Source organism: Microbacterium sp. BLY (assembly GCF_017939615.1).
Taxonomy (GTDB): domain Bacteria; phylum Actinomycetota; class Actinomycetes; order Actinomycetales; family Microbacteriaceae; genus Microbacterium.
This window is the reverse complement of sequence record NZ_JAGKSR010000001.1, coordinates 2,445,831-2,471,730: the sequence shown is the minus strand read 5'-3', so window position 1 is coordinate 2,471,730 and position 25,900 is coordinate 2,445,831. Positions and strand designations below refer to the sequence as shown.

At 69.8% G+C, this 25,900-nt stretch carries 28 protein-coding genes and 1 tRNA gene; 10 read left to right on the top strand and 19 right to left on the bottom strand.

What is annotated here, in order from left to right:
* Positions 1-5 precede the first annotated feature (5 nt).
* Together KAF39_RS12125 and KAF39_RS12120 are read right to left on the bottom strand one after the other, a co-directional pair.
* Positions 6-416 carry a VOC family protein gene (locus KAF39_RS12125; RefSeq protein ID WP_210677481.1) on the bottom strand — a complete coding sequence of 137 codons (411 nt, stop codon included), beginning with the start codon at positions 414-416 and terminating at the stop codon, positions 6-8.
* 5 nt (positions 417-421) lie between these two features.
* On the bottom strand, positions 422-820 hold the full coding sequence (locus KAF39_RS12120) for a helix-turn-helix transcriptional regulator (protein WP_210678049.1): 399 nt from the start codon (positions 818-820) through the stop codon (positions 422-424).
* Between the two features lie 179 nt (positions 821-999).
* Here KAF39_RS12120 and KAF39_RS12115 point away from each other — a divergent pair, with 179 nt between their 5' ends.
* Positions 1,000-1,587, top strand: a complete 588-nt coding sequence (locus tag KAF39_RS12115; RefSeq protein WP_210677480.1) for an HdeD family acid-resistance protein — start codon at positions 1,000-1,002, stop codon at positions 1,585-1,587.
* A 62-nt stretch (positions 1,588-1,649) separates the two neighbouring features.
* On the opposite strand, the gene KAF39_RS12110 is transcribed toward KAF39_RS12115, so the two are convergent.
* A complete protein-coding gene (locus KAF39_RS12110) occupies positions 1,650-2,414 on the bottom strand; it encodes an SDR family oxidoreductase (RefSeq protein WP_210677479.1) in 765 nt (254 codons plus the stop codon).
* A gap of 122 nt (positions 2,415-2,536) precedes the next feature.
* Here KAF39_RS12110 and KAF39_RS12105 point away from each other — a divergent pair, with 122 nt between their 5' ends.
* The 4 genes from KAF39_RS12105 (at position 2,537) to KAF39_RS12090 (ending at position 5,223) form a co-directional block, all read left to right on the top strand.
* The gene (locus KAF39_RS12105; RefSeq protein WP_210677478.1) at positions 2,537-3,010 is read left to right on the top strand and encodes an NfeD family protein; all 474 of its coding nucleotides are present in this window, start codon (positions 2,537-2,539) and stop codon (positions 3,008-3,010) included.
* Positions 3,011-3,018: 8 nt separating this feature from the next.
* Positions 3,019-3,948, top strand: coding sequence for an SPFH domain-containing protein (locus KAF39_RS12100; protein WP_210677477.1), 930 nt, complete (start codon positions 3,019-3,021; stop codon positions 3,946-3,948).
* Positions 3,945-4,721 (top strand): glycerophosphodiester phosphodiesterase family protein, encoded by a 777-nt coding sequence (locus KAF39_RS12095; protein ID WP_210677476.1) that lies wholly within the window; start codon positions 3,945-3,947, stop codon positions 4,719-4,721. The genes KAF39_RS12100 and KAF39_RS12095 overlap by 4 nt, the downstream gene beginning before the upstream one ends.
* A 118-nt stretch (positions 4,722-4,839) precedes the next feature.
* Positions 4,840-5,223, top strand: a complete 384-nt coding sequence (locus KAF39_RS12090; protein ID WP_210677475.1) for an RNA polymerase-binding protein RbpA — start codon at positions 4,840-4,842, stop codon at positions 5,221-5,223.
* Here the strand turns inward: KAF39_RS12090 and lnt are convergent.
* From lnt to KAF39_RS12045, 9 genes are read right to left on the bottom strand one after another with little or no spacing between them, the layout of a single operon-like run.
* Positions 5,220-6,743 carry an apolipoprotein N-acyltransferase gene (lnt, locus tag KAF39_RS12085; RefSeq protein ID WP_210677474.1) on the bottom strand — a complete coding sequence of 508 codons (1,524 nt, stop codon included), beginning with the start codon at positions 6,741-6,743 and terminating at the stop codon, positions 5,220-5,222. The genes KAF39_RS12090 and lnt overlap by 4 nt on opposite strands.
* An 11-nt stretch (positions 6,744-6,754) precedes the next feature.
* Complete coding sequence (locus KAF39_RS12080; protein ID WP_210677473.1) at positions 6,755-9,229, bottom strand: RNA helicase; 2,475 nt, start codon at positions 9,227-9,229, stop codon at positions 6,755-6,757.
* Entirely contained in the window at positions 9,226-9,984 is a 759-nt protein-coding gene (gene tatC, locus KAF39_RS12075) for a twin-arginine translocase subunit TatC (protein ID WP_210678048.1), read from the bottom strand. The genes KAF39_RS12080 and tatC overlap by 4 nt, the downstream gene beginning before the upstream one ends.
* Positions 9,985-10,041: 57 nt before the next feature.
* Complete coding sequence (tatA, locus tag KAF39_RS12070; RefSeq protein WP_210677472.1) at positions 10,042-10,278, bottom strand: twin-arginine translocase TatA/TatE family subunit; 237 nt, start codon at positions 10,276-10,278, stop codon at positions 10,042-10,044.
* 45 nt (positions 10,279-10,323) lie between these two features.
* Positions 10,324-11,307, bottom strand: a complete 984-nt coding sequence (locus KAF39_RS12065) for a YafY family protein (protein WP_210677471.1) — start codon at positions 11,305-11,307, stop codon at positions 10,324-10,326.
* Positions 11,304-12,296 carry a YafY family protein gene (locus KAF39_RS12060; protein ID WP_210677470.1) on the bottom strand — a complete coding sequence of 331 codons (993 nt, stop codon included), beginning with the start codon at positions 12,294-12,296 and terminating at the stop codon, positions 11,304-11,306. The genes KAF39_RS12065 and KAF39_RS12060 overlap by 4 nt, the downstream gene beginning before the upstream one ends.
* Positions 12,296-13,228: a hypothetical protein gene (locus KAF39_RS12055; RefSeq protein WP_210677469.1), complete on the bottom strand. Its 933-nt coding sequence runs from the start codon at positions 13,226-13,228 to the stop codon at positions 12,296-12,298. Before KAF39_RS12055 ends, KAF39_RS12060 begins: the two co-directional genes overlap by 1 nt.
* A 10-nt stretch (positions 13,229-13,238) precedes the next feature.
* Positions 13,239-14,258 (bottom strand): tRNA (adenine-N1)-methyltransferase, encoded by a 1,020-nt coding sequence (locus KAF39_RS12050; protein ID WP_210677468.1) that lies wholly within the window; start codon positions 14,256-14,258, stop codon positions 13,239-13,241.
* Positions 14,255-14,947 (bottom strand): HAD family phosphatase, encoded by a 693-nt coding sequence (locus KAF39_RS12045; protein WP_210677467.1) that lies wholly within the window; start codon positions 14,945-14,947, stop codon positions 14,255-14,257. Before KAF39_RS12045 ends, KAF39_RS12050 begins: the two co-directional genes overlap by 4 nt.
* 80 nt (positions 14,948-15,027) lie before the next feature.
* Here KAF39_RS12045 and KAF39_RS12040 point away from each other — a divergent pair, with 80 nt between their 5' ends.
* Positions 15,028-15,876, top strand: coding sequence for a PAC2 family protein (locus KAF39_RS12040; RefSeq protein WP_210677466.1), 849 nt, complete (start codon positions 15,028-15,030; stop codon positions 15,874-15,876).
* A 12-nt stretch (positions 15,877-15,888) separates the two neighbouring features.
* Here the strand turns inward: KAF39_RS12040 and KAF39_RS12035 are convergent, their stop codons facing one another.
* Together KAF39_RS12035 and KAF39_RS12030 are read right to left on the bottom strand one after the other, a co-directional pair.
* A complete protein-coding gene (locus KAF39_RS12035; protein WP_210677465.1) occupies positions 15,889-16,719 on the bottom strand; it encodes an undecaprenyl-diphosphate phosphatase in 831 nt (276 codons plus the stop codon).
* Between the two features lie 47 nt (positions 16,720-16,766).
* On the bottom strand, positions 16,767-18,062 hold the full coding sequence (locus KAF39_RS12030; protein WP_210677464.1) for a M20/M25/M40 family metallo-hydrolase: 1,296 nt from the start codon (positions 18,060-18,062) through the stop codon (positions 16,767-16,769).
* Positions 18,063-18,175: 113 nt separating this feature from the next.
* On the opposite strand from KAF39_RS12030, the gene KAF39_RS12025 reads away from it, so the two are divergent.
* Positions 18,176-18,258, top strand: a tRNA-Leu gene (locus KAF39_RS12025).
* An 86-nt stretch (positions 18,259-18,344) separates the two neighbouring features.
* Here KAF39_RS12025 and KAF39_RS12020 read toward each other — a convergent pair.
* Both KAF39_RS12020 and KAF39_RS12015 read right to left on the bottom strand, forming a co-directional pair.
* Positions 18,345-19,442 carry a VIT1/CCC1 family protein gene (locus KAF39_RS12020; protein ID WP_210677463.1) on the bottom strand — a complete coding sequence of 366 codons (1,098 nt, stop codon included), beginning with the start codon at positions 19,440-19,442 and terminating at the stop codon, positions 18,345-18,347.
* 130 nt (positions 19,443-19,572) lie between these two features.
* Complete coding sequence (locus tag KAF39_RS12015; RefSeq protein ID WP_210677462.1) at positions 19,573-21,315, bottom strand: DEAD/DEAH box helicase; 1,743 nt, start codon at positions 21,313-21,315, stop codon at positions 19,573-19,575.
* A gap of 145 nt (positions 21,316-21,460) precedes the next feature.
* On the opposite strand from KAF39_RS12015, the gene KAF39_RS12010 reads away from it, so the two are divergent.
* The gene (locus KAF39_RS12010) at positions 21,461-22,288 is read left to right on the top strand and encodes an SGNH/GDSL hydrolase family protein (RefSeq protein ID WP_210677461.1); all 828 of its coding nucleotides are present in this window, start codon (positions 21,461-21,463) and stop codon (positions 22,286-22,288) included.
* 15 nt (positions 22,289-22,303) lie between these two features.
* On the opposite strand, the gene KAF39_RS12005 is transcribed toward KAF39_RS12010, so the two are convergent.
* Positions 22,304-23,104, bottom strand: a complete 801-nt coding sequence (locus tag KAF39_RS12005; protein WP_210677460.1) for an RNA methyltransferase — start codon at positions 23,102-23,104, stop codon at positions 22,304-22,306.
* A gap of 65 nt (positions 23,105-23,169) precedes the next feature.
* On the opposite strand from KAF39_RS12005, the gene KAF39_RS12000 reads away from it, so the two are divergent.
* Positions 23,170-24,009, top strand: a complete 840-nt coding sequence (locus tag KAF39_RS12000; protein ID WP_210677459.1) for a Sir2 family NAD-dependent protein deacetylase — start codon at positions 23,170-23,172, stop codon at positions 24,007-24,009.
* Entirely contained in the window at positions 24,006-24,593 is a 588-nt protein-coding gene (locus KAF39_RS11995) for a histidine phosphatase family protein (protein ID WP_210677458.1), read from the top strand. Before KAF39_RS12000 ends, KAF39_RS11995 begins: the two co-directional genes overlap by 4 nt.
* Positions 24,594-24,599: 6 nt before the next feature.
* Here the strand turns inward: KAF39_RS11995 and KAF39_RS11990 are convergent, their stop codons facing one another.
* Together KAF39_RS11990 and KAF39_RS11985 are read right to left on the bottom strand one after the other, a co-directional pair.
* Positions 24,600-25,406, bottom strand: a complete 807-nt coding sequence (locus KAF39_RS11990) for a CoA ester lyase (RefSeq protein WP_210677457.1) — start codon at positions 25,404-25,406, stop codon at positions 24,600-24,602.
* Complete coding sequence (locus KAF39_RS11985; RefSeq protein ID WP_210677456.1) at positions 25,403-25,891, bottom strand: MaoC family dehydratase; 489 nt, start codon at positions 25,889-25,891, stop codon at positions 25,403-25,405. The genes KAF39_RS11990 and KAF39_RS11985 overlap by 4 nt, the downstream gene beginning before the upstream one ends.
* Positions 25,892-25,900: the final 9 nt, after the last annotated feature.

Below are 25,900 nucleotides of genomic sequence, written 5' to 3'. Positions count from 1 at the left end.
GGCCGTCAGGCGGCCTGGTTGATACGGAGCAGGTTTCCCGCGGGATCGCGGAATGCGCAGTCGCGGACGCCGTAAGGCTGATCCATGGGCTCCTGGACGACATCGGCCCCGACGGCGACCAGCCGGTCGAACAGGGCATCCAGGTCGTCGCTCGCAAGCGTGAGAGCGCCGTAGCTGCCCTTCGCGATGAGCTCCAGGATGGTCTGCCGTTCCGCGTCGGTGATGCCCGGGTCGGTGGCCGGCGGGTGGAGGACGATCGAGGTCTCCGGCTGATCGACCGGGCCGACCGTGAGCCAGCGCAGGCCGTCGTATCCGACATCGTTGCGCACCTCGAAGCCGAGGGCGTCGCGGTAGAAGCCGAGAGCGGCGTCGGCGTCGGTATGCGGGAGGAAGGCGTAGTGGATGCTGATCTTCATGCTGCTCACGTTAGGTGCGCCTCGGGGCGCGGCGCTTCTCGATTCCTGATCGGTCGGGTGACCTGTTTGGCCTGGAACGACGGGATGCCCTCGACGCTCGCGGCGCGTTCACGGTACACGCTGGGCGGGACACCGACCAGCTCCGAGAACCGGGTGCTGAACGTTCCCAGCGAGGAGCAGCCCACGGCGAAGCACACCTCGGTGACGCTGAGGTCGCCGCGACGCAGCAGCGCCATGGCGCGCTCGATGCGGCGGGTCATGAGATACGAGTACGGGGACTCGCCGTACGCATCGCGGAACCGCCGACTGAGATGACCGGCGGACATGTGGACGCCCCGTGCCAGGGCTTCGACGTCCAGGGGCTTCGCGTACTCCCGATCGATACGGTCGCGGACCTTCCGCATCACGACAAGCTCCCGCAGACGAGCGTCATCCACCGATGTCACGTGATGATCCTGCCATGACGCCGGAAGACGGGGAATGACCATCTGCGACGCGCGGAGCCTCTCCTCCCCCACAGGCGGACATCCGGCGCTACCCTGGGGGCATCCTCACAGGATTCTCTCAGAAGGGGTTCCCCGCCATGTCTGAAGCACTCTCTGAAACGAAGTTGTTCTTCAAGTCGATCCGCGTCGCTCTCGCGGTCTCCGGCGTTCTCGCCCTGCTCGCGGGCATCGCGCTGCTCGTCTGGCCGGTGAAGTCCGCCGTCATCGTGACGGCGATCTTCGCCTCCTACCTGATCGTCGCGGGCGTCGTCTACATCGGCCTCGGCATCTTCTCCCGCGCGAAGGGCGGCTGGTCGCGCGTGGGACACATCGTGCTCGGCCTGCTCTACATCGTCGCCGGCGTCATCGCCTTCTTCAACCTGAACGTCGCCGCCGCCACGCTCGCGCTGGTCGTCGTGATCTTCATCGGCGTGAGCTGGATCGTGGACGGCGTCGTGGCGCTCTCGCTGCTCGGCAGCGACGGTTCGCGCGTCTGGACCCTGCTGTACGCGATCCTCAGCATCATCGCCGGAATCATCGTCCTCTTCTCGCCCGTGATCGCCGGCTTCGCCCTGTGGCTGCTCCTCGGCATCTCCCTCGTCGTGCTCGGCATCGTGCAGATCGTCCGCGCGATCACGCTCGGCAAGGACGAGAAGGCCTTCACCACGGGCGGTGCCGACGTCTGATCCGCAGACGCGAGACGCCCCGGACCGGCAGCAGCGGTTCCGGGGCGTCTCGCGTCCGGCGACTATTCCGCGGCGAAGGCGCTCACGTCGCCGACGAGGCGGGTGTTGTCCGCCGGGACGGGGTCGATCACGGCCTTGGCGACCTCGGCGGCGAATTCCGACACGTTGTAGAGGCGGCCGGCGGAGTCGCGCCGCTCAGCGATGGCGCCCGGGTTCGCGCGCTCGAGCAGCGTCGCGGTGATCGTGCCCTCGATCATGTCGCCGGAGACGACGGTGAAGCCGATCCCCTTCTCGGCAAGACCCGGGATGAGCTCCCGCAACGCGTCCTCACCGGCGCGCTTGGACAGCGCGACGGGCTCGTACTCCGGCATCGTCGGGGTCGTGCGGATGAAGTGGGCCTGGTGACTGGTGACGAACACGACTCGTGCGCCGTCCGACAGCAGCGACGTCGCGGCTTCGAGGACGTTGAGCTGCGCGTCCCGGTTGAGCTTCAGGGCGTAGTCCTCGGCCATGCCCGACTCCATGCCACCCGACGCGTTGAGGACGAGCACGTCGAGGCGCCCGTACTCGGCGCGGACGGCGTCGAACATCTCGGCGACCGACGAGGGGTCGGTGAGGTCTGCACCGATGACCAGTGCCCGACGGCCGAGCTCGCGAAGCTGCGCCGCGAGCTTCTCCGCGCGCGGCGCCTTGTTCCGGTAGTTGATGACGACGTCAGCACCCGCCTCGGCGAGATACCGGACGGTGTCGGCGCCGATCCCGCGGGATGAGCCGGTGACCAGGGCCACCTTGCCGTCGAGGGATCCTGCGGGAAGAACGTCGGTCACGGGTGACTCCTCATGGTGCGTGGAACGCCGTGAGCGCACGGCTCTCACAGATTACCAAGGGGGCGCGGTGGCAGCCGGCTGGGCGCCGGCGCGCGTGATACGTTGACGACAAAGGAGGCCGTATGGACAACTTCTCGACGTTCGTCACGTTCATCGACCAGTGGGCATGGATCGGCTGGCTCGTCCTCATCGCGGTCTTCCTGGTCATCGAGATGCTCTCCCTCGATTTCACTTTCCTCATGCTGAGCTTCGGCAGCGTCGTCGGTCTCGTGACCGACTTCCTCGGTCTCCCCGTCTGGATCCAGATCCTCATCGCCGCCGCAGCCGCCGCACTGTTCATCCTGTTCCTGCGTCCGCCGTTGCTCCGCCGGCTGCACCGGGGCGCCGACCCGACGCGCTCGAACGTCGAGGCGCTGGTCGACCTCCGCGGCATCGCGCTGAGCGAGATCACGCAGATCTCGGGTCAGGCGAAGCTCGCCAACGGCGACACCTGGACCGCCAGGACGTCCACCTCCATCGCCATCCCCGCGGGGGCTCCCGTCGCCGTCAGCGCGATCAACGGCGCCACCGCCATCGTCCGACCCCTCAACGACTAGGAGCCCGCGTGGACGACGCATCGATCATCCCCACCGTGATCATCTGGATCCTGGTGATCGCGGTCATCATCTTCGTGATCGTCACGATCGCCCGAGCGATCCGGATCATCCCGCAGGCGACCGCCGGCGTGGTGGAGCGCCTCGGCCGCTATCACAAGACCCTCTCCCCCGGCCTCAACATCCTCGTGCCTTTCATCGACCGTCTGCGGCCGCTGATCGACATGCGCGAGCAGGTCGTGTCCTTCCCTCCGCAGCCCGTGATCACCGAGGACAACCTCGTCGTCTCGATCGACACCGTCGTCTACTTCCAGGTGACCGACGCCCGCGCCGCGACGTACGAGATCGCGAACTACCTCGGGGCCGTGGAGCAGCTCACCACGACGACCCTCCGCAACGTCGTCGGCGGTCTGAACCTCGAAGAGGCGCTGACCAGCCGCGACAACATCAACGGCCAGCTCCGGGTGGTCCTCGACGAGGCGACCGGCAAGTGGGGCATCCGGGTGGGCCGCGTCGAGCTCAAGGCGATCGACCCGCCGGTCTCCATCCAGGACTCCATGGAGAAGCAGATGCGTGCGGAGCGGGACCGTCGTGCGGCGATCCTGACGGCGGAAGGGACGAAGCAGTCCGCGATCCTCGAGGCCGAGGGTCTGCGCCAGGCGGAGATCCTCCGCGCCGAGGGCGACAAGCAGGCCGCGGTGCTGCGGGCGCAGGGTGAGGCGGAGGCGATCCAGAGCGTCTTCAGTGCCATCCATCAGGGCGCCCCGGACGACAAGCTCCTCGCCTACCAGTACCTGCAGATGCTACCGAAGATCAGCGAGAGCCCGTCGAGCAAGCTGTGGATCATCCCCAGCGAGCTGACCGAGGCGCTGAAGGGCATCGGCACCGCGTTCACGCCGAAGGCCGGCCCGGGCTCACCCACTCCCCCTCCGGGCGCGTGACCCACCCGTTCTTCGCCAAGACCGCTCAGCCACGGATCCTCGCCCATCGCGGTCTCGTCACCGCGGAGGGCCGGGAGTCCGGGGTCTGGGAGAACACCGCCGCCGCGTTCGCCGCCGCCCACGCCGCGGGTGTCGACTACATCGAGACCGACTGCCAGGTCACCGCGGACGGTGACGTCGTCCTGTTCCACGACTCCGACCTCCGGCGCCTGCTGGATGACGCTCGGGAAGTGCACGAGGTGCGGACGCGCGAGCTGGCCGCCCTGTTCGCCGAGCACGGCGGCCTGCTCACCGTCACCGAGGCGCTCTCCGCCTTCCCCGAGATGCGTTTCAACATCGATGTGAAGACCCCGGCGGCGGCCGACCCGCTCGGCAGCATCCTGTCCGCGCACACCCATCGCGTGCTGGTGACGAGCTTCTCCGACGCCAACAGACGGGCGACGATCGATTCGATCCGGAAGGCGGGGGCGGATCTCCGTCCGGCGACGTCCGGGGGCACCCGGACGATCGCGGCCGTCCGGTCTCTCTCCGCCGCGCGCCTCTCCCCCGGCCGGCTGCTCCGTGACGTCGATGCCCTGCAGATCCCGGAGCGTCGAGGCGGCATCCGGGTGCTGACGCCCGCTCTCCTGCGCGCCGCCCACCGCGCCGGCACCGAAGTCCATGTGTGGACGGTGAACGACGCGGAGGACATGCGGCGTCTCGTCGCCGCGGGCGTCGACGGAGTGGTCACCGACCACTCCGACGTGGCACTCGCGACCCTCCGCCCCGCCTGAGAAGCCCCCATAACCTCCGGCGCTGGGATTCCCCTGTGAATACCGCCCAGAACGCGCGGACGTGGATGAAGCGCACAGGCTCGAACGTTATACCTGACAGCGACGAGAGGACCACACAATGGCAGATCGCAGCCTGCGCGGCATCCGACTCGGCGCCCAGAGCCTACAGAGCGAAGAGGGCGTCGTTTTCATGGAGCGCCGTGAGACCACCTACACCTGTGACACCTGCGGACACGACACCACGCTCATGTTCGCGGCCGATGCCGAGCCGCCTCAGACCTGGGAATGCCGCTCCTGCGGCGCCGAGGCACGTCTGAAGGTCGACGGCGAGGCCGTCACGCTCGAGGCCACCGACGAGAAGGCGGCCCGCACCCACTGGGACATGCTGCTGGAGCGCCGCACCCGTGCGGAGCTGGAGGAGCTTCTCGAAGAGCGCCTCGCCTACATCCGCGCCCGTCGCGGTGCCGGGGAAGACCCCACCCGCGAGAAGATCGGCGCCTAACGCCGACGGGCGCGCCACCACCCGAGACCGAGCGCGCCCAAACCGCCCCACAGCAGCACCTGCTGCAGCCAGGGGCCCAGAACGATTCCCGCCGTGAGGCCGGAGCGGAGCTCGACATCCTCGAGCATCGCTCCGGCCTCATCCGCATCCAGGCTCGTGACCGTCCGGCCGTCCGGAAGGATGATCTGACTCGTGCCGACGGTCGAGATGTTGACGACGCTCCGGCCCGTTTCGATCGCGCGCATCCGAGCGAAGGCGAGCTGCTGGAGGTTCTCATCCGTGCCCCGGAAATCGGCGTTGTTCGTCTGGAAGACCAGCACCTCGGCACCGCCGTAGAGACCCTCGGTGATGACGTCGTCGTAGATGACATCGAAACAGATGGCGAGTCCCACGCGGACGTCGTCGACCTCGACGATCGGAGGGTTGGTGCCCGGGGTGTACTCCCGCTGGATCAGGCCGATGAGATCGGGCACGAGAGCGTTGAAGAACGCACGGTCGGGCACGTACTCGCCGAAGGGCACCGGGTGGCGCTTGTCGTGCGTCTGCGTCGCCGTGCCGTCCGGCAGCCACAGCATGGAGGTGTTGTAGTACCGGTCACCGCGGCCGGTCGCCGCGTTCGCGAGCAGTGGGGCATCGACCCGGTTCGCGACGAGGGTCATCCGGCGCGCGATGATCGAGTTGGCGAACGGGTCCGTATCGAGTCCGCCCTCGGGCCACACGAGGAGGTCCACGTCCTCGCCGTACAGCGGTTCCGTCGCGTCGGTCTGCGCCTGCACCACGGCGAACGGCTCCCGTTCGTCGAAGTACCCGGTGGGTCCGTTCCCCTGCACCGCAGCGATGCGCATCGAACCGGACGGTGTGGTCGGAAAGAGCGGAGTGACGCAGAGGACGAGTACGAGCGCGGCGGGCGCGAGGAGGGCGACGGGCCGACGCCAGATGCCGGTGCGGACGATCTCGATCGCCATCGCGACGAGGAACACCATGAGGAAGCTCAGCCCGCTCACACCGACCCACGAGGTGAGTGTCGCGAGCGGGCTTTCCGCCTGGCTCATCCCGAGACGCGCCCAGGGGAAGCCCCCGTACGGCCAGGAACCGAGGAACAGTTCGCGGCCGACCCACAGCGCCGCGATCACGGCGGGGAGCGTGAGCAGGCGTCCGCGGGTGCCCGGCCAGGCCCGCGGCACCCACCGGTAGGCCAGGGTGAGCGGGATCAACGCGAGCGCCGTCAGCGCTCCCTCGACCACGCTCAACGCGGCCCAGGGCAACGGGCCGAGGTAGCGCGATGTCCAGGACACGAGCAACGCGAAGAACACGATCCCGTAGACCAGGCCCACCAGGAGCGCGCCACCGGCCCGCCGCCCGATGAGGGCGAGCAGCAGGAGCGCGGTGGCAGGGAACGCGAGGATCCAGATCGCCGCCTCCGGGAACGTCAGATCCATGAGGAGTGCGGCGACGGCGGCGGTCGGGACCGCAGCCCAGAGGGGCAGAAGCGCGCGCGCTGGCGCGGGAGTGTCAGTCATTCGCAGAGACCTCACATCGACGAATACGCGACGATGCCGCGACGTACGCCGTCGAGGGCGGCGCGCGCCGTCCGCGCGAGCACCGCGTCCTCGGCGACGATCGACAGCTGGTCGAGGAGGTCGATGGTCTGCTTGGCCCAGCGGACGAAGTCACCCGCGGCCATGTCCGCGTCGATGAGCACCCGGTCGAGCATCCCGCCCCGCGCCCACGCGTGCATCGCGCCGGCGAGACCCGCGGCGAGTGGCTCGCTTCCGGGCAGCTGGTGGTCCTGCTCGAGGTCGTCGAGCTCCGCCCAGAGCGTCGTGGTCTTCTCGTAGGCGGCCCGGAAGGCGCCCCGCGGGAGGCTCCGCTCCCCCGCGTTGGCCTCGTCGCGACGTGGCTCGTAGACGAGGCAGCAGGCCATCGCCGCGAGCGATGGCGCGTCCAGCCCCTTCCAGAGCCCCTGACGCAGCGACTCGGCCACGAGGAGGTCCCGCTCGCCGTAGATGCGGCGCATCGTGCGTCCGGCATCGGTCAGCTGCATGCCGTCCTCGTCGCGCCGCACGTAGTCCAGCGTCTCCAGGACCTCGACGACACGGTCGAAGACCCGCGCCACCGTCCCGGTCCGCGTCTCGATCTGCCGGCGGGTGCGATCGGTCTGCCGCTTGAGCTTCCAGTAGCGCTCCGCCCAGCGGGCGTGCGCCTCGCGGTCGGGGCACCGGTGGCAGGAGTGGCGCTGCATCCGGGTGCGGAGCGTCTGGATGCGCTTCATGCGCTTGTCGCGTGCGGCTCGCGGTGCCTGGGTGTCCTGCCGGTTCTTCTTCTCGAGGTCGCTCAGCTCGCGGCGGATCGCCGCATACTCCGGGAAGTCCCCGTGTTCGCACGCCATCGCGGACCGATAGCCCTCCAGCGACTCCTCCGCCTCCCGCACCTGCCGGGCCAGCCCGACGACGGCCCGGTCGGCCTGGAACTGGGCGAACGAGGACTCGAGGATCTGCCGGGCCCTGGTCTGACCGAACAGGTCGATCAGGTTGACGGCCATGTTGTAGGTCGGCCGGAAGCTGGAGTTGAGCGGGTATGTCCGACGGGAGGCGAGAGCGGCGACGGCCTGCGGGTCCATGCCCTCGCTCCACTGCACGACGGCGTGTCCCTCGACGTCGATGCCGCGCCGGCCGGCGCGCCCCGTAAGCTGCGTGTACTCTCCGGACGTGATGGCGACGCGGGCCTCGCCGTTGAACTTCTCCATCTTCTCGAGCACGACCGTCCGCGCGGGCATGTTGATGCCGAGCGCCAGCGTCTCGGTCGCGAAGACGACCTTCAGCAGCTTCTTCTGGAAGAGGTCCTCGACGACCTCTTTGAACGCCGGCAGCAGACCGGCATGGTGCGCGGCGACGCCGCGCTCCAGGTTGTCGAGCCACTCCCAGTACCCGAGCACGCCGAGGTCCTCGTCCTGCAGCGTGCGCGTCCGATCCTCGACGATGGCCCGGATCTCGGCTCGTTCCTCCGCAGAGGTGAGCCGGAGCCCCGAGCGACGGACCTGCTGCACCGCCGCATCGCAGCCGACACGGCTGAAGATGAAGAAGATCGCCGGAAGGAGGTTGGAGCGCTCGAGCAGCTCGACCACGTCCGGCCGGTCCATGCGCTCGATGCGACGAGCGTTCGCGGCCCTGACCGGTCGCCGGCCGCCCCGCGGCGGTCGCGCGGCCTGCCGCCCCGCGTGCCGATTGCTGCGATAGGCCTGCGCCTGCCGATTGTTGTCGTACGTGGAGCCGGTGAACGACCGGATCCGCATGAGCTCCTGGTTCACCTGTGCGGTGGCAATCCCGGCGCGGTCGTCGAACAGCGGCAGGAGGTCGTCCCGCACCAGCACGTGCTGTTCCAGGGGAACGGGCCGGATCTCGGAGACGATGACCTCGGTGTCGCCGCGGACGGTGTCGAGCCAGTCCCCGAACTCCTCGGCATTCGACACCGTGGCACTGAGTGAGACCAGGCGCACTCGGGGCGGAAGGTGGATGATGACCTCTTCCCACACGGCGCCGCGGAAGCGGTCGGCGAGGTAGTGCACCTCGTCCATCACCACGTACCGCAGCTCGCGCAGCGCCGAGGAGTCGGCATAGATCATGTTGCGCAGCACCTCGGTCGTCATGACGACGATCCGGGCGTTGCCGTTGATGTTCGTGTCGCCGGTCAGCAGCCCGACGTCGTCGGGCCCGTACACATCGACGAGCTCACGGAACTTCTGGTTCGAGAGGGCTTTCATCGGCGTCGTGTAGAACGCCTTGTCCGTCGCCGTCTGCATCGCGAGATGGATGGCGAACTCCCCCACGATGGTCTTCCCCGCGCCCGTCGGAGCGGCGACGAGCACGCTGCGCCCGTTCTCGAGCGCATGGCACCCCGCCACCTGGAACGGATCGAGCTGGAACCTTTGCCGTGCGGCGAATGCCGCCGTCTCCGGATGAGCCGCGCTCTCCTGCGCCCGCGCATAGCGCTCGGACGGCGAAGTCATGCGGCGTCCGGCACGAGTCCGGCCGCGGAATCGCGCTTGCGCTTACGCCGGTCGAACAGGAGGGACAGGCCGGCGGCCGCGAAGAAGAGGACGATGAGGATGCCGGCGAGCATCAGCATGCTCACCACATCCGCTGCCGGGGTCGCCAGCGCGGCGAAGATCGTCGCGATGAGGATCGCCACCCGCCACCCTTTGAGGATGGCGCGGCCCGACATCACGCCAGCGAGGTTGAGTGCGACGAGAAAGACGGGGAGGACGAACGAGATGCCGATGACGATCATCAGCTTGAACACGAAGTCGTAGTACTCCTGCGCGGAGTAGAAGTTGGTTCCGCCCTCCGGGGTGAAGCTCCACATGAGCTCGATGACGTGCGGCATGATCTGCACCCCGAGATAGCACCCCGCGAAGAACAGCGGCACCGCGGCGACGACGAAGCCGACGGTGTAGCGGATCTCCTTGCGGGTAAGGCCGGGCATGATGAAGGCCCAGATCTGCCACAGCCAGACGGGTGCGGAGAGGAACAGGCCGATCGTGAAGGCGATGCGCATACGCATGTCGAACGCGGACGTCACTGTCGCGAAGTTCAAGGCGCTGAAGTCATCACCTCGCTGGTCCGAGATGATGCGGATCGGACCGGTGATGAAATGGATGACCGGGTCCGCGATGATGAACGCCACGACCATGCCGACGACCAGAGCGATCGCCGCGTACATGAGGCGCTTGCGCAGTTCGACGAGATGTGCGCCCAGCGACATCCGCCGATCCCGATCCGCCGTCGGCATCACGGTCGGTTCGATGGCTGCCACGGCCGGTCAGGCGCGAGGCGGAGTCTCAGGGTCGATGCCCGAGTCCTTCACCGTCGTCGGCTCCGCGGGAGCCGACTCGGCACGAACCGCGTCTTCTTCCTTCATGGCCTTCATCTCACCCTTGAAGACGCGGGCCGACTGGCCCATGCTCTTCGCGAGAGCCGGCAGCTTGGCAGCGCCGAAGAGGAGGAGGATAACGGCCAGCACGATGAGCAGGTGCCAGCCTTGCATTCCAGCGAACATATCGACAATCCCGTCGTAGGGGGGCTTTCCGCCCCAGTCTACAGATCAAACCTCGGCATCAGGCCGGTGGTAGAGCGCGAGTCCGGCGGACGCCCACTCACGCGTGGCCGTGCGCGCGATGCCGGGTTCGCAGACCTCCATCGCTCCCCCGAAGCGGGCCGCGAGGCGCTTGATGCCCCGCGGGTCGGCGAGGTGCAGCTGCGTGGTCACCATTCCGTGGTCGGCCCGCAGCGTCTCGGACGGCACGAAGCCGCCGAGGAGCGGTGCGAGGCGCTCCGGCACCCGCACCGTCACCTCCCGCTCCTCGTCGAGCCCCGCGAAGGCCTCGGGCACACGATCGCCACCGTGGGTGATCGGGATGTCGGTGAGGACGGGGGCGCTCACGCGATCCAGGTGGAAGGTGCGCATCGCCTCGCGCATGTGGCACCACCCCTGGAGGTACCACTGCCCGTTGGTGATGAGGATCTGCACCGGGTCGACGGTCCGCGTCGTCGGCGCTGCATCGGGGGCCTGATACGTGAACGAGATGGCCACGCGATTGTGGAGGCCACGTGCGACCACCTCGCGCACCTCGTCGACCGCGGTGGGTGCGATCACGACGTCCGCGGGGGCGTCAGCCGCACCGCGGGAGAGCTTGGAGATGAGGCCGGCGACGAGTCCGGAGTCCGAGACCGCGGGTACCGCGGCAACCATCTGGAGGCCGGCGAGGAGTGCGGCCGCCTCCCGCGCGGTGAACCGCGGCACGCGGCGGAGCGCCACGTCGTTGGTGATCTCGATCACGTCTTCGAGGTCGAGGAGGTCCCAGTTGATGTCGAACATCTCCTGCGGCTGCTGCCAGTAGCCTGCCTCACCGGGGAGACCGATCACCGTCAGCTTCTCGACCATCGCCCGCATCTCCCGCGGGGTCACCCCGAACTCCTCTGCGGCCTCCGCGAGCGACACGGGACCGTGTTCGAGCAGATACGGCACGAGGGTGAGGTAGAGGCGCACCCGGTCGGCGGCCAGGAGCGGCTTGTGAGCGGCGCTCATGAGCGGACCTCCGTGTCCGTATGCGCGTCGACGACCGCACGGAGCCGGGCGATGACGGCCTCCCGCAGCGGCGCCGGTTCGACGACCCTGACCTCCGGACCATAGGAGGCGAGCTCGTCCGCGAAGATGTGCAGATCGACGAAGGGCACGCGGATGCCCTGGGGCGCCGCGCTCGCGCGACGCCCCAGCCGCAGCGCCGCTTCCGTGCCGGGGGTGATCTCCAGCAGTGCGGAGTTCTCAGCCGCCACGCGCTCGAGTCCGCTCAGCGCCCGCTCCCCCGCCCCTTCGCGCAGCGCGGGGTCGAAGCTCGTCGCGCTCACCGTCACGTCTCCGACGATCCTGCTGAGCAGGAACGTGCGGTCCTCCTCGATGTCGACATCCACGCCGTAGACGTGCCACCGCGCCTCGTAGTCGACGAGAGCGAGGGGCCGGATGCGGCGGCGCCGCGCAGCGTCCTCGCCCGGCTTCAGGTAGTCGAACGCGACGACCCGACAGCGCTCGATCGCGTCCTGCAGAGGGGCGAAGGCCGCGTCGCGCGCCGTGATGCGGGGGGCGAAGCCGATGATCGGCTCGTCGCCGTCGATGCCCAGCGCACGGATCTTACGGACTCCGGACTGCGCGTCGCCCGAGGCCGACTCCGCGCTCCACACGCTCCCCGCCAGTCGGAGGACGGCGAGCTCCGCGGGAGAGAACTCGATGTCTCCTGGCAGGTCGTATTCCGCTTGCGGAATACGGTACCGCGCCTCACGGAGGTCGTTCGGGTCGGCGGCATCGCCGATCGTCTCGATCGGGACGCCGAGGGAACGGAGCTCGTCCTTGTCCCGCTCGAACATCTTCTCGAGCGCGTCCGAGCGCGTCCCGGCGTCGGCGCGCTGGCGGTAGCCGGAGACGTTGTCGAGGATCTGCTGCTTGGTGAGCCCGATCTCCGTGGCCATGAGCGCCACGACGAGATTCGTCAGGCGCTCTTCGGCAGGGATCCGGGCGGCCATCAGGGTGCGGAGACCGGGGACACGCCGAGGATGTCGACCACGACCGCCATGGCGGTGGAGTTCTCTGTCTTGGGCAGCACGACGAGGACCTGCGATCCGACGGGCTGTCCGACGAGGGCATCGGCGACCGGCGCGGCGATCTCGCGGAGGTTCGCGGCGGCGCTCTGACCCCAGGTGCTCTGGAGGACGGTCTTCTTGTCCCAGTCGACCGCGGCGAAGTGCACGAGAGGCGTGTCCTCCTCCGTCAGCTCCTCGCCGTCGCCGCGGATCAGCGTCTGTACGACCTGCTCATCCGGAGCATCACTGTCGGGGATGATGATGCCGGGGGTGCCGTCGTCGGCGCGGACGACCGTCGGCATGCCCTGCGCGTCGTTGAACTGCAGGGAGCCCTCGGCCTTGGGCAGATAGGCGTCGACGACATCGATCACGAAGACCGCGATATCGTCGTCCTCCATGCCGAGTCCGGCGAGGTTCGCCTCGCCGAAGTCCTCGGGAGTGAGGCCGGCGACGATGCGGGTGCCGGCCGTAGCGCACGCCATGACGTCGGCGAGGCCCGGCGACTGCGTGGCCCAGTACCCGATGCTCGTCGCCCGCGAGGAATCCTCGTCGTACGCGGTCTCGAAGACCTGCTCTCCGGTGGACCCGTTGTAGATGGAGATCTCGGCGACCAGCGGCTGCGCATCGTCCACCAGCGCACGTCCATCCCCGGTCACGACGTCGGCATACGAGGTCTCGGTGAGGCGCACCGGCGCGAAGACCTCGACGTCCGGCTCCGCGCCGATGTCGCCGGTGACCGTGACGGCGCTGTCGATGCCGTTGGCGTGCCCATCACGATCGCACGAGGCATCGGCGGACGACGCGGTCACGCTGCACCCCGTCAGAGCGAGGGCGGCGAGGCTGAGGGTGGCCAGAACGGCGGACGTTTTACGCACGCGCTCCAGTCTATTCCGTCGCGTCCTCGGATTCGCGCGAAGCCGCCGCCAACCGCGCGCCCTCGGCAGCCTTCCCGGCCTCACGCGCCCGCTTCCGCAGGTTCTTGTCGGTGATCTCCCTGTCGCCCACCGCTCCCGGCGTCCAGAGCTCGACGTCCTCGTCGCTGTAGCTGCTCTTGGACGCACGCCGCTTGACCGACGGGGCCACCGCCCCCGGTGCCAGCCGTCGCGCGGTCAGCAGGAAGCCGGTGTGCGCGACCATGCGGTGGTCGGGGCGCACCGCCAGCCCTTCGACATGCCAGCCGCGGACCATGGTCTCCGATGCCTCGGGGTCGGTGAAGAGACCCGTGCCCCGGATAAACTCGGCGACCCGGGAGAGCTGCGTCGCCGTGGCGATGTAGCAGAGCACGACCCCACCAGGAGTGAGCGCATCCGCCACCACCTCGATGCACTCCCAGGGGGCGAGCATGTCCAGCACCACCCGGTCCACCGAACCGGGCTCCACTTGCTCGGGCAGGGAGGCGACGAGGTCGCCCACCACGACACTCCAGGTGTCGGGGCGCTCCCCGAAGAAGGTCTCGACGTTCGCCCGCGCGACCTCGGCGAAGTCCTCCCGGCGTTCGAACGACAGCAGGCGACCCGCCGGCCCCACCGCGCGCAGGAGCGAGAGCGAGAGGGCCCCAGAGCCGACGCCGGCCTCGACGACCGTCGCACCGGGGAAGATGTCGGCCTGCATGACGATCTGGGCGGCGTCCTTCGGGTAGACGATGGCCGCGCCGCGCGGCATGGACATCGCGAAGTCGCGCAGCAGCGGACGCAGCGCGAGGTATTCGTGCCCCGAGCTGTTCGCGACCACCGAGCCGTCCGGAAGCCCGATGAGATCGCGGTGGCGGAGCACGCCATGGTGGGTGTGCAGCTCACCGTCCTCACGGAGCGTCACCGTGTGCAGGCGGCCCTTCGGGCCCGTGAGCTGCACACGATCGCCCTCGCGGAACGGGCCACTGGGGCGAGGGGCGGGAGCGGTCGTCATCGGGTCGCCTCCGAGATCGCGGTGCGGGAGCCGAAGAGCTCGACCAGGTCGGCCGCTCCCCTGCCGTCCAGAGTCGGCCACAGCTCGTGGGCGCCGAGCCCGTCGAGCGGGACGATGTGCGGGACGCCGAGCGTCAGCGCTCCCGAGGCCAGCCCCGCACGCAGGCCCGTCGGGGAATCCTCGATGACGACGACCTCGGCGATGTCGACGTCGAGCAGGGCAGCGGCCTGGAGATAGGGCTCGGGGTGCGGCTTGGGGTTCTCCACGTCGTCACCCGCGACGACGACGTCGAAGGCCTCGAAGTCGATCAGTCCCACCACGTCGAGGGCCATCCGCCGCAGCGACATCGTGACGAGACCGGTCGGGATGCCGGCGGCACGGAGGTCGCGGAGCAGCTCCCGCGCTCCGGGACGGAAGGGCACGCCCTGGGCGCGCAGGGATTCCTGCACGGCACTGGTCAGCCGGGAGACGATCTCCTCGGGAGCCATGTCGACGCCGGCGCCCTGGAGGATGATCGCGCTGTCGATGAGACCACTGCCCACGAGCCGCAGAGCGTCCTCGTGGGACCAGGTGCCGCCGAACGACTCCACCAGGGCGGTCTCGGCCGCCATCCAGTACGGCTCGGTGTCGACCAGTGTTCCATCCATGTCCCAGAGGACCGCGCGGGGCTTGTTGCTCACTGAACCCATGCTAGCCGGGCCCCGCCCACATCCCCTCGTCGCGGGCTAGCCTGGGGGGATCGCATCCACGACCGCGAAGGGAGCACGGCATGGACGTTCTCGGTCCCCGCATCATCATCGCCGCCTTCGACGGCTGGAACGACGCCGGCGAAGCGGCCACCGGCGCAGTGAGCGCGCTGCAGACCGCGACCGAGTACGACCTCGTCCACTCGGTCGACCCGGAGCTCTACTTCGACTACCAGTACACCCGTCCGGCGACCCGACTCGATGGCGAGGGGCGGCGGCAGATGACCTGGCCGGAGGCCGGGCTGTGGCGTCCGCGCGACCCCGCGCCCGGTCCGGAGTTCTGGCTGCTCACCGGTGCCGAACCGGCGCGGACCTGGCAGGCGTTCGCCTCCGAGTTCATCGATGTCGCGTTGCGCGACGACATCTCCGGCTTCGTCACTCTCGGCGCCATGCTGTCCGACGTCCCGCACACCCGGCCGATCTCCATCTTCGCCTCGAGTCAGAACGAGCAGGTCAGGGAGGCGCACGGCCTGGAACGGTCCGTGTACGAGGGACCCGTCGGCATCCTCACCGTCCTGGAGCACTTCGCCGAGAACGCCGGCATCCCGTCCGTGAGCCTCTGGGCGAGCGTGCCGCACTATGTCGCCTCTGCTGCGCCGTCCCCCAAGGTCACCCTCGCGCTGCTCGATCGCCTCGAAGAGCTGACGGGCGTGGATGTCGACCGCCGGCACCTCCGGACCGAGGCTGCCGCGTGGGAGGCGTCGATCGATGCCGCCGCGTCCGAGGACGAGGACATGGCCGAGTACATCCGGCAGCTGGAGCGCACGCGGGACACCTGGGACTCCCCCGACGCCTCGGGAGACGCGATCGCCCAGGCCTTCGAGCGCTATCTGCGGCGCCGTGACGACGGCCGCGGCGACCGCAAGCGCTGAACAGCGCTCGGCTCAGGCCGAGGCCGGGATGACGCCCATCGCGAGCAGGACGAGCAGCACGCCGCCCAGCAGGATCCGGTAGATCACGAACGGCAGGAAGCTGCGCTTCGAGATCCAGCTCATGAAGAACGCGATCACGCCGAGTGCGACGACGAAGGCGACGCCCGTCGCGGCGACCGTGTCGCCGAGCGAGAAGAAGGACGGCTCACCCCAGCTCTTGAACAGCTGATAGAAGCCGCTGCCGAACACGGCGGGGATCGCGAGCAGGAAGGCGTACCGGGCGGCGGCGGCGCGCTCGTAGCCGAGGAACAGCCCCATGGTGATCGTGCCCCCGGACCGCGAGACGCCGGGGATGAGGGCGAGCGCCTGCGCGAGGCCGAAGGCGATGCCGTGCGGGTAGGTCAGATCGTCGAGCTTCCGGCGCTTGGCGCCGACGTGGTCGGCGATCCCCAGGAGGATGCCGAACACGATGAGCATGATCGCCACGATCCAGAGCGAGCGGAACACCGTCTCGATCTGGTCCTGGAACAGGAGCCCGAGCAGCACGATCGGGATGCTGCCGATGATGATGAGCCAGCCCATCCGCGCATCCGGATCATTCCGCGGCACCTTGCCGGCGAGGGACCGGAACCACTGCGAGATGATGCGGACGATGTCCCGCCAGAAGAACACGACGACCGCCGCTTCGGTGCCGATCTGCGTGATGGCGGTGAAGGCCGCCCCCGGGTCCTCCCCCGAAGGCAGGAACGCGCCGACGACGCGCAGGTGCGCGCTCGAGGAGATCGGCAGGAACTCGGTGAGGCCCTGGACGATTCCCAGGATCAGTGCTTCGAGCAGGTGCATGGAGAGGCCTTCGTCTTTCGGGACGGCACGGAGCGCCCGGAGGCCGCTCAGTACGTGCGCAGGAGATCGGCCAGCACCCGCTGACCGAAGACAAGTGAGTCTACGGGCACCCGCTCATCGACTCCGTGGAACATCCCGGTGAAGTCGAGATCCGCCGGCAGCCGCAGCGGGGCGAAGCCATAGCCGGTGATGCCGAGAGCGGCCAGCGCCTTGTTGTCGGTGCCTGCTCCCAGCAGATACGGGATGACCGGGACACCGGGGTCGTGGCGCCCCAGCGCCGCCACCATCGCGTCGACCAGCTCGCCCGTGAACGGCGTCTCCATCCCGATGTCGCGCACGACCGTCTCGATCCGGATGTCGTCGCCCACGATGCGCTGGAGCTCGGCGAGCACATCGTCCTCGGTCCCGGGGATCACCCGGACGTCGATGAGTGCCTCGGCACGCTCCGGGATGACGTTGTGCTTGTATCCCGCGGTCAGCGCCGTCGGGTTGGTGGTGGTGCGGAACGTGGACCGGAGGAAGGCCTCCGCCGGTCCGGCAGCCGCGGCGAGGGCGTCGGGGTCCTCCGTGCTCCGACCGGTGAGCGCGCTGAGTCCCTCGAGCAGCGCCTCCGTCGTGGGCGTGAGACGGATCGGCCAGCGGGTGCGACCGATGGCGGCGACCGCCTCGGCGAGCTTCGTCACCGCGTTGTCGTCGTGCAGGCGGCTGCCGTGCCCGGCCCGTCCGGTCGCGACCAGCCGGATCCAGATCAGCGCCTTCTCCCCCACCTGCAGCAGGTAGGCACGGCGATCGTCGACCGAGATCGAGTAGCCGCCGACTTCGCTGATCGCCGTGGTCGCGCCCGCGAACCACTCCGGGCGGTCCTTCACGACGAGCGCCGAGCCCTCGACACCGCCGTTCTCCTCGTCGGCGAAGAACGCCAGCACGAGGTCACGCTCCGGCTGCTCGCCCGCCCGCAGGATGTCCGCGACGGCCGTGAGGATCATCGCGTCCATGTTCTTCATATCGACGGCGCCACGCCCCCAGAGCATCCCGTCCCGGACGATCCCGGCGAACGGGTCGACGGTCCAGTCCTCGGCCACCGCGGGGACGACGTCGAGATGACCATGCACGACGAGAGCCGGCTTGGTACGGTCGCGGCCCGGCACACGGGCCATGACGTTCGTGCGCCGCGGGATCGGCTCGTAGTACTCGACCTCGAGACCCAGCCCGGTGAGGAACGCACCGACGTACTCCGCCGCCTCCCGTTCCCCCTTCGCGTTGCCGCCGCCGTAGTTGGAGGTGTCGAACCGGATGAGGTCGCTCGCGATACGGGCGACCTCCGGGAGGGAGGAGTCGGTCATGGACTCAGGCTATCGAAACGCCGTGCCACGCCCGGGCGTCACGCTCGGTTCGAGACGTCTCCGAGAACGTGCTAATCTCATTCTTCGGTCGGCAACGATCAAATCCCACACCTGCGCGGGTGGCGGAATGGTAGACGCGCTAGCTTGAGGTGCTAGTGCCCGATAGGGCGTGGGGGTTCAAGTCCCCCTCCGCGCACAGAGAGCGAAGGCCCCGGATCCACGGATCCGGGGCCTTCGTCGTCTGCGGCAGCGGCCCCGCCCGTCCGGGCGGGGCTTCTGCCGTCAGACGGCGCCGACGCCGAAGAGGAGGCCGAGGGCATAGGTCACCGCGGCAGCCCCGAATCCGATCGCGAGCTGGCGCAGCGCGCGCCGCAGGGGCGGACCGCCGGAGAGCACGCCGACCATCGCCCCCGTGCTCAGCAGCGCGATGCCGACCAGCACCAGCGCGAGGACGATCGCGGCCGTGCCCTCCATCCCGAAGATCCACGGCAGGACGGGGATGATCGCGCCGGACGCGAACAGGAGGAAGCTGGAGATCGCGGCCGTCCAGTCGTTGCCGACGACCTCGTGGGCGTCACCGCCCGGGACCGTCACGGGCCCCGTGGCCGCTCGTCGGACGCCCTCCTGGGCCGCCTGGACGATGCGGCGGGCCCTGGCCAGCGACTCACTCTGGTCCATGCCGCGGGCGCGATACACGAGCGCGAGCTCGTTCTCGTCGATGTCGAGATCCGCGGCGGCGGCAGCGGCGTCCTCGTTCGCCTCGGTCGCGGTGAGGAGCTCGCGCTGCGAACGCACGGAGACGAACTCGCCCGCCCCCATCGACAGTGCACCGGCGAGCAGGCCGGCGATGCCACTGAAGAGCACGAAGCCCGAGCTCACCCCGGTCGCCCCGATGCCGAGGACGAGCGCGAGGTTGCTGACGAGCCCGTCGTTCGCCCCGAACACCGCGGCGCGGAAGGATCCCGAGAGGCGGCGGCGCCCCCGCGCCGCCAGACCGCGCACGACCTCGTGGTGCACCTTCTCATCGGCGCGCATGGCGGGGGTCGCCCATCGCTCGGCATCGTACGGGGAGCGCGCCTCGGCGCTCTGCGCGAGCGCGAGGACGAAGATCGACCCGAAGCGTCCCGCCATCCACCCGAGCAATCGGGAGCGGACCCCTGCACGCGGCAGTCGGCCGGGCTCGCCGCCGAGGAGATCGAGCCAGTGCTTCTCATGGCGTCGCTCGGCCTCGGCGAGACCGAGCAGGATCGCCCTCTCCTCTCCCGACCGGCGGGCGGCGAGACGCTGATACACGGCGCCCTCCGCCCGCTCCTCGACGAGATAGCGGGCCCAACGCCGTCGGTCGGCTGCCGTCGAGTCGGCTGCGGCAGGGGCTGTCATGGAACCTCCAGATGTCACGGTCGCCCGGCGTCCGGGCAACCGTTCCACGCTATCCGCGGGACACCCTGCGAGCCGCGTCCTGGCAGCGATTGCCAGCATTTCGGGGATCCGAAGCAGCGCCGGAAGCGGCTCAGGAACGGACGCGCTTGCGCAGCACCTCGATGCGGGACTGGAGCTGCGTCACGGTCGCCTGAGCCACGGCCGGCCCGCCGCAGATGCGACGCAGCTCGGCGTGGACCGCACCGTGCGGCTGGCCCGACTGACGGGCGTAGAGGCCCACCAGGCTGTTCAGCAGCTGTCGTTGCTCGCGCAGCGTGCGGTGCAGCGGCGCCGGCAGGGTCGTGGTCTGCGTGGGCTCGGCCTGGGCCTCTCGCACCTCGCGATGCCGGGACTGCCGCGCCTGCCGCTGCATGAGGAGCTCGTGCACGTGCTCCGGCTCGAGGAGACCGGGGAAGCCGATGAACTCCTCCTCCTCCGGCGTGTTCGGCTCGGCGAGCTGCCCGAACTCCTTGCCGTCGAAGACCATGCGGTCGAAGTGCGCGACGGAGGAGATGGCCTGGTAGCTGAACTCCTGGGTGAGGGCGTCGGACGCGTCGTCCTCCCGGTTCGCGCTCTCCAGCAGCGAGTCGTCCAGGCCGTCCTCGTCCTTCGACTGGCGGTCCAGGGCGTGGTCGCGCTGCTTCTCCATCTCGTTCGCGAGCTTCATGAGCACCGGCACGTGCGGCAGGAAGACGCTCGCCGCCTCGCCACGACGCCGGGCCCGCACGAACCGGCCGATGGCCTGTGCGAAGAAGAGCGGGGTGGACGAGGACGTCGCGTAGACGCCGACCGCGAGCCGCGGCACATCGACGCCCTCCGACACCATGCGCACCGCGACCATCCACCGCGCGGTGCCCGCGGAGAACTTCTCGATCCGCTCCGACGCCGTGGCATCGTCCGACAGCACGATGGTCGGCTGTTCGCGCGTGATGCTGTGCAGGATCTTCGCGTAGGCACGAGCGACCGTCTGATCCGTCGCGAGCACCAGGCCGCCGGCGTCGGGGACGTGGTGGCGGATCTCCGTCAGGCGTCGGTCGGCCGCGGAGAGCACCGCGGGCATCCAGTCGCCTTCGGGATCCAGGGCGGTGCGCCACGCCTGGGAGGTGACGTCCTTCGTGTTGTCCTGTCCGAGATGCGTCTCGAGCTCGTCTCCCGTGCTCGTGCGCCAGCGCATCTTGCCGGCGTACATGTGGAAGAGCACCGGGCGGACGACGCCGTCCGCGAGGGCACGACCGTAGCCGTAGGCGTAGTCCGTGCGCGAGACCCGGGCACCGGTCTCGTCGGGGAGGTAGTCGACGAACGGAATCGGTGCGGTATCGCTGCGGAACGGCGTTCCGGAGAGCAGCAGCCGCCGCGTCGCCGGACCGTACGCGTCGCGGATCGCGTCACCCCAGCTGAGGGCGTCTCCGCCGTGGTGGACCTCGTCGAGGATGACCAGCGTCTTCGCGTCCTCCGTGAGGTGACGGTGGACGGACGACTTCGCGGCGACCTGCGCGTAGGTCACGACGACGCCGTGGTAATGCCGGGCCGGCGCCCAGTGGCTGTTGCGGAAGCGCGGGTCGAGCCGGATGTGCACGCGGGCGGCGGCGTCCGCCCACTGCGTCTTCAGATGCTCCGTCGGAGCGACGACGATGACGCGGTTCACCACCCCCATGCGCATGAGCTCGACCGCGAGGGTGAGGGCGAACGTGGTCTTGCCGGCGCCCGGGGTGGCGGCCACGAGGAAGTCACGCTGGTCGGCCTGGAAGTACGCGTCCAGGGCCTCCTGCTGCCATGCCCGCAGCTTGTTCGCCGTTCCCCACGGGGCGCGCTGAGGGAAGGACGGAGAGAGCATCGACTCCACGATAATCGCTCCCACGGACACCGGGGCATCCGCCGCGAAGCCGCGCGCGTCCCCCTCTCGAGCAGCGGCACGGGTAGGCTCGGTCACTGCGCGGCGGTCACCATCGTGCGCGCACGCGTTCGTGAAGGAGAGCCGGATGAGCGATCAGGAATCGACCAGGACCCCGTACGTCGCGAACGAGACCCCGCACCCGTGGCGCCGATTCGTCGCGATCGGCGACTCGTTCACGGAGGGCATCGGCGACCCGGACCCTGCGGCCCCCGGCGGCCATCGCGGCTGGGCCGACCGCGTCGCCGAGGTGCTCGCCCAGCAGGTCGACGACTTCGCCTACGCCAACCTCGCCGTCCGCGGGAAGCTCATCGCGCAGATCGTGGCCGACCAGGTGGAGCCCGCCGTCGCCCTGCACCCCGACCTCGTCTCGATCTGCGCCGGCGGCAACGACGTGATCCGCCCCGGCACCGACCCGGACGCCATCGCCGCCCAGCTGGAGGACGCCGTGGCACGGCTCGCCTCGACCGGCGCCGCCGTCATCCTCTTCACCGGCATCGACACCGGTTTCACCCCGGTGTTCCGCCCCTTCCGCGGCAAGGTCGCCATCTACAACGAGAACGTGCGGGCGATCGCCGAGCGTCACGACTGCATCGTCGCGGACCAGTGGGCACTGAAGGTGGTGCAGGACCCCCGCTTCTTCGACGACGACCGCCTGCACTACAACGCGCTCGGGCACCACGAGGTCGCCCGGATGGTGCTCCGGGCCCTGAACGTGCCGAACGACCTGGAGGCGATGCAGCCGGAACCGCTGCCGCTGCGCAACTGGCGAGCCGCCCGTGCGGAAGACCTCGGCTGGGCCCGTGAGCACCTCGTTCCCTGGGTGCTGCGCCGCCTGCGCCACCAGTCGTCCGGCGACCACATCGCCGCGAAGCGTCCCGAGCCCTCGCCGGTCATCTTCCCCGGCAGGGAGTGAGTCAGACGGCGACGGTCACCGGGCGAGGGCCCACAGGCCGACGGCCGCCGCTGCGGCGACGTTGAGCGAGTCCACGCCTCCGGACATCGGGATCGTCACCACCGCGTCCGCGCTCTCCAGCGCCGTACGGCTGAGCCCATCGCCCTCCGCGCCCAGCAGCAGGGCGACCCGGTCGGGTCGTCGCGCCGCATAGTCCCGCAGATCGACCGCGGAGTCGCTCAGCGCGAGCGCGGCGATCTCGAAGCCACCGGCGCGGAGGGCCGACACGGCTGCGTCCCAGTCATCGATGCGCGTCCACGGCACCTGGAACACGGTCCCCATGCTCACCCGCACGCTGCGCCGGTAGAGCGGATCGGCGCAGCGTGGCGACACCAGCACCGCATCCGCCCCGAGCCCGGCGGCGGCACGGAACGCCGCGCCGACGTTGGTGTGGTCGCCGAGGTCTTCCAGCACCAGCACGAGCCGCGCCCCGTGCACCACATCCGCGACCGGACGCAGCGGCGGGCGGTGCATCGCGGCCAGAGCGCCCCGGTGCACCGGGTACCCGGTGACGCCTTCCGCCACCTCGTCGGAGACCACGAACACCGGCACCGGCCGCTCCCCCACGATCCGGCGCACCTCGTCGGCACGACGGGACGAGACGAGGACGGACCGTGGCTCATGCCCCGCCGCAACCGCACGCGCGATCACCTTGGACGTCTCGGCGATGTACAGGCCGTCCGCGGGCTCCCGCACCGCGCGCAACGCGGTGTCGGTGAGGTCGCGATAGTCGTCCAGCCGCGGGTCGGCGAGATCGGTCACATGCTGGAGGTCCACTGCTCCACTCTGCCATCCCGCTTCCGGCCTCCCGCACGCCCCGTAGACTCGATCCCGGAGGTCCTGTGCGCGCGAAGAACACCGTCGAGCCGTCGGCCGAGCTCACCCACGCCGCCGCCCTGCTGCGCGGCAAGCGGATCGCCCTCCTCACCGGCGCGGGGATCTCCACGGACTCCGGTATCCCCGCATACCGCGGTGAGGGCGCGCGCACCCGCAGCAACCCCATGACGATCCAGACCTATCTCGGCGACGAGGCGGCGCGACGGCGGTACTGGGTCGGCGGCCACCTCGGCTGGCGGGCGTTCGCGCAGGCCTCCCCCAACCCCGGGCACCGTGCGCTGGCCGCGATGGAATCCGCCGGTGCCGTCTCCGGCGTCATCACCCAGAACGTCGACGGCCTGCATCTGCGCGCCGGCAGCTCCCATGTGATCGAGGTGCACGGCACCATGCGCCGCGTCCTGTGCCTGCACTGCGGGCAGGTGTTCGACCGGCGGGACATCGCGGTGCAGATCGAGGAGCGCAATCCCTGGATCACCGTCCCGGAGAACGTCGCACTGGCACCGGACGGCGATGTGCTGCCGGAGAGCACGGACGGTTTCCTCGTGCCGACGTGCACGGTCTGCGACGGGATGCTCAAGCCCGACGTCGTCTTCTTCGGGGAGTATGTGCCGCAGGACCGCTTCCGCGCCGCGGAGTCGCTCCTCCGCTCCAGCGACGCGCTCATCGTCGCCGGCTCGTCGCTCGTCGTCAACTCCGGGGTCCGCCTCGTGAACCGCGCCCGTCGGCGCGGCATCCCGCTGATCATCATCAACCGCGAGCCGACCCGTGCGGACCCCTGGGCCGATGTCACCATCGCCGCCGGGACCAGCGACGTGCTCCCCGCCCTCCAGGAGATGCTCTCGTGACCTATCTCACCCTCATCCGCCACGGTCAGACCGACTGGAACCTGGCCCGCCGCATCCAGGGCTCCACCGACATCCCCCTGAACGAGACCGGCCGCGAGGATGCACGGTGGGCGGCCGAGAAGCTCGCCGGGACGACGCACCACGCCGTCTACACGAGCCCGCTCGTGCGCGCGAGCGAGACCGCCGGCATCATCGCCGACCGTCTCGGCCTGGAGATCGCCGGCGTCGTCCCGGACATCCGGGAGCGCGAGTTCGGCGAGGGCGAGGGGATGCTCGTCCCCGACTACATCGCCACCTACGGCGATTGGCACGCCGAGGTGCCCGGCGCCGAATCCCTCCATGACGTGGGCGTCCGTGCCATCGCCGCCCTCCACCGGATCGCCAGGGACGCCCGCCGTCGGTCGGCTCCCCAGGCCGAATCCGTGCTGGTGGTGACGCACGGCGGAGTGATCCGCGCCGTGATCGATCATGTCTCCGGGGGCACGCTGCCCCGGGACGGCGAGGTGCTGCGGAACGGGTCCGCGCACCGGTTCGTCGCCGCTCCCGGTTACCTCCGGTTGCTCGAGGAGTCGCCGGTCCTCTGACCGCCCTCAGCCGACCCGCGCGACGACCGCCCGGGCGTGGCGGAGCACCGGCTCGTCGACCATGCGCCCCTCGAACCGGAACACGCCGCGTTCCTGCGCTGCCGCCGCGAGGACCCCTCGCGCCCAGGCGACCGTCTCGGGTTCCGGCGCGTAGGCCGCACGGATGACCTCCACCTGACTGGGGTGGATGCACGCGGTCGCGCGGAAACCCGACGCCGCCGCATCGCGGGCCTCACGCTCCAGCCCCTCGGTGTCGCCGATGTCGACGTGCACGGCGTCGATCGCCGCCTTGCCGTACGCCCCCGCCTCCAGAAGCACCCGGGAGCGGGCGTAGCGCGCGATGTCACGATAGCCGCCCTCCGCCGTCCGGGACGACGTGCCGCCGAGAGACGCGACGAGGTCCTCGGCGCCCCACATCAGCCCGGCGACGGAGGGATGCGCGGCGATCTCGGGGGCCGCATGGATTCCGCGCGCCGTCTCGCACAGGGCGAGCACGCTATAGGCGGAGCCGAAGACGTCGAGGCTCTCTGCGCTCTCGGTCTTCGCGACCATGACGGTCCGGAACGGTGACCGGGCCAACGCCTCGAGGTCGTCAGCGAAGTGCGACGTCGCGGGAGAGTTGACGCGCACGATCACTCGGGCGGGATCGAGGTCCGCGGCTGCGATGTTCTTCCGGGCGTCGGCCTTCGCCTCCGGGAGCACCGCGTCCTCCAGATCGAGGATGACGGCGTCGGCCCGCTCCTGCGCCTTCGCGAAGCGCTCGGGACGGTCGGCAGGGCAGAACAGCAGGGCAGGACCGAGTTCGACGCTCACTCCGTCTCCTCCTCCGGTCGGCAGCGGACGAGGACGGTCCGGGTCGCGGTCGCGACGACCGTGCCGTCCTGGTTGCGGCCCGTGTGCGCGATCCGGACCACTCCCTGACCGGGGCGCGACGACGAGAGGCGTTTGTCGAGCACCACGCTCTCGGTGGTGAGCGTGTCCCCCGCGAACAGCGGATGCGGGAACGCGATGTCCCCCAGGCCGAGCTGCGCCACCAGCGTGCCCTGGGTCAGCTGCGCGACGGAGGAGCCCACCATCGTCGACAGCGTCCACATCGAGTTCATGAGGCGCGCATGGAACGGCTCCTGGGCATCCGCGAAGGCGGCGTCGAGGTGCAGCGCCTGCGTGTTCATGGTCAACGTCGTGAAGAGGACGTTGTCCGCCTCGGTCGCCGTGCGACCGGGGCGATGCACGTAGCGCACCTCCGTCTCGAACTCCTCGTAGAAGAGGCCGCGCTGCACGATCTCGCGCATGGTCATGCCCTCCAC

Excerpts from the sequence above, each read along its gene's own strand:
- KAF39_RS12080 (WP_210677473.1), bottom strand. The coding sequence starts at position 9,229 with ATGACTTCGCCGTCCGAGCGCTATGCGCGGGCGCAGGAGAGCGCGGCT.
- tatA (WP_210677472.1), bottom strand. The coding sequence starts at position 10,278 with ATGTTCGCTGGAATGCAAGGCTGGCACCTGCTCATCGTGCTGGCCGTT.
- KAF39_RS12010 (WP_210677461.1), top strand. The coding sequence starts at position 21,461 with ATGAGCGATCAGGAATCGACCAGGACCCCGTACGTCGCGAACGAGACC.
- KAF39_RS12030 (WP_210677464.1), bottom strand. The coding sequence starts at position 18,062 with ATGACCGACTCCTCCCTCCCGGAGGTCGCCCGTATCGCGAGCGACCTC.
- KAF39_RS12045 (WP_210677467.1), bottom strand. The coding sequence starts at position 14,947 with ATGGGTTCAGTGAGCAACAAGCCCCGCGCGGTCCTCTGGGACATGGAT.
- KAF39_RS12065 (WP_210677471.1), bottom strand. The coding sequence starts at position 11,307 with ATGAGCGCCGCTCACAAGCCGCTCCTGGCCGCCGACCGGGTGCGCCTC.
- KAF39_RS12020 (WP_210677463.1), bottom strand. The coding sequence starts at position 19,442 with ATGACAGCCCCTGCCGCAGCCGACTCGACGGCAGCCGACCGACGGCGT.
- KAF39_RS12035 (WP_210677465.1), bottom strand. The coding sequence starts at position 16,719 with ATGCACCTGCTCGAAGCACTGATCCTGGGAATCGTCCAGGGCCTCACC.
- KAF39_RS12120 (WP_210678049.1), bottom strand. The coding sequence starts at position 820 with ATGCGGAAGGTCCGCGACCGTATCGATCGGGAGTACGCGAAGCCCCTG.
- KAF39_RS12125 (WP_210677481.1), bottom strand. The coding sequence starts at position 416 with ATGAAGATCAGCATCCACTACGCCTTCCTCCCGCATACCGACGCCGAC.
- KAF39_RS12115 (WP_210677480.1), top strand. The coding sequence starts at position 1,000 with ATGTCTGAAGCACTCTCTGAAACGAAGTTGTTCTTCAAGTCGATCCGC.
- KAF39_RS11985 (WP_210677456.1), bottom strand. The coding sequence starts at position 25,891 with ATGACCATGCGCGAGATCGTGCAGCGCGGCCTCTTCTACGAGGAGTTC.
- KAF39_RS12105 (WP_210677478.1), top strand. The coding sequence starts at position 2,537 with ATGGACAACTTCTCGACGTTCGTCACGTTCATCGACCAGTGGGCATGG.
- lnt (WP_210677474.1), bottom strand. The coding sequence starts at position 6,743 with ATGACTGACACTCCCGCGCCAGCGCGCGCGCTTCTGCCCCTCTGGGCT.
- KAF39_RS12060 (WP_210677470.1), bottom strand. The coding sequence starts at position 12,296 with ATGGCCGCCCGGATCCCTGCCGAAGAGCGCCTGACGAATCTCGTCGTG.
- KAF39_RS12040 (WP_210677466.1), top strand. The coding sequence starts at position 15,028 with ATGGACGTTCTCGGTCCCCGCATCATCATCGCCGCCTTCGACGGCTGG.
- tatC (WP_210678048.1), bottom strand. The coding sequence starts at position 9,984 with ATGTCGCTGGGCGCACATCTCGTCGAACTGCGCAAGCGCCTCATGTAC.
- KAF39_RS12015 (WP_210677462.1), bottom strand. The coding sequence starts at position 21,315 with ATGCTCTCTCCGTCCTTCCCTCAGCGCGCCCCGTGGGGAACGGCGAAC.
- KAF39_RS12090 (WP_210677475.1), top strand. The coding sequence starts at position 4,840 with ATGGCAGATCGCAGCCTGCGCGGCATCCGACTCGGCGCCCAGAGCCTA.
- KAF39_RS12050 (WP_210677468.1), bottom strand. The coding sequence starts at position 14,258 with ATGACGACCGCTCCCGCCCCTCGCCCCAGTGGCCCGTTCCGCGAGGGC.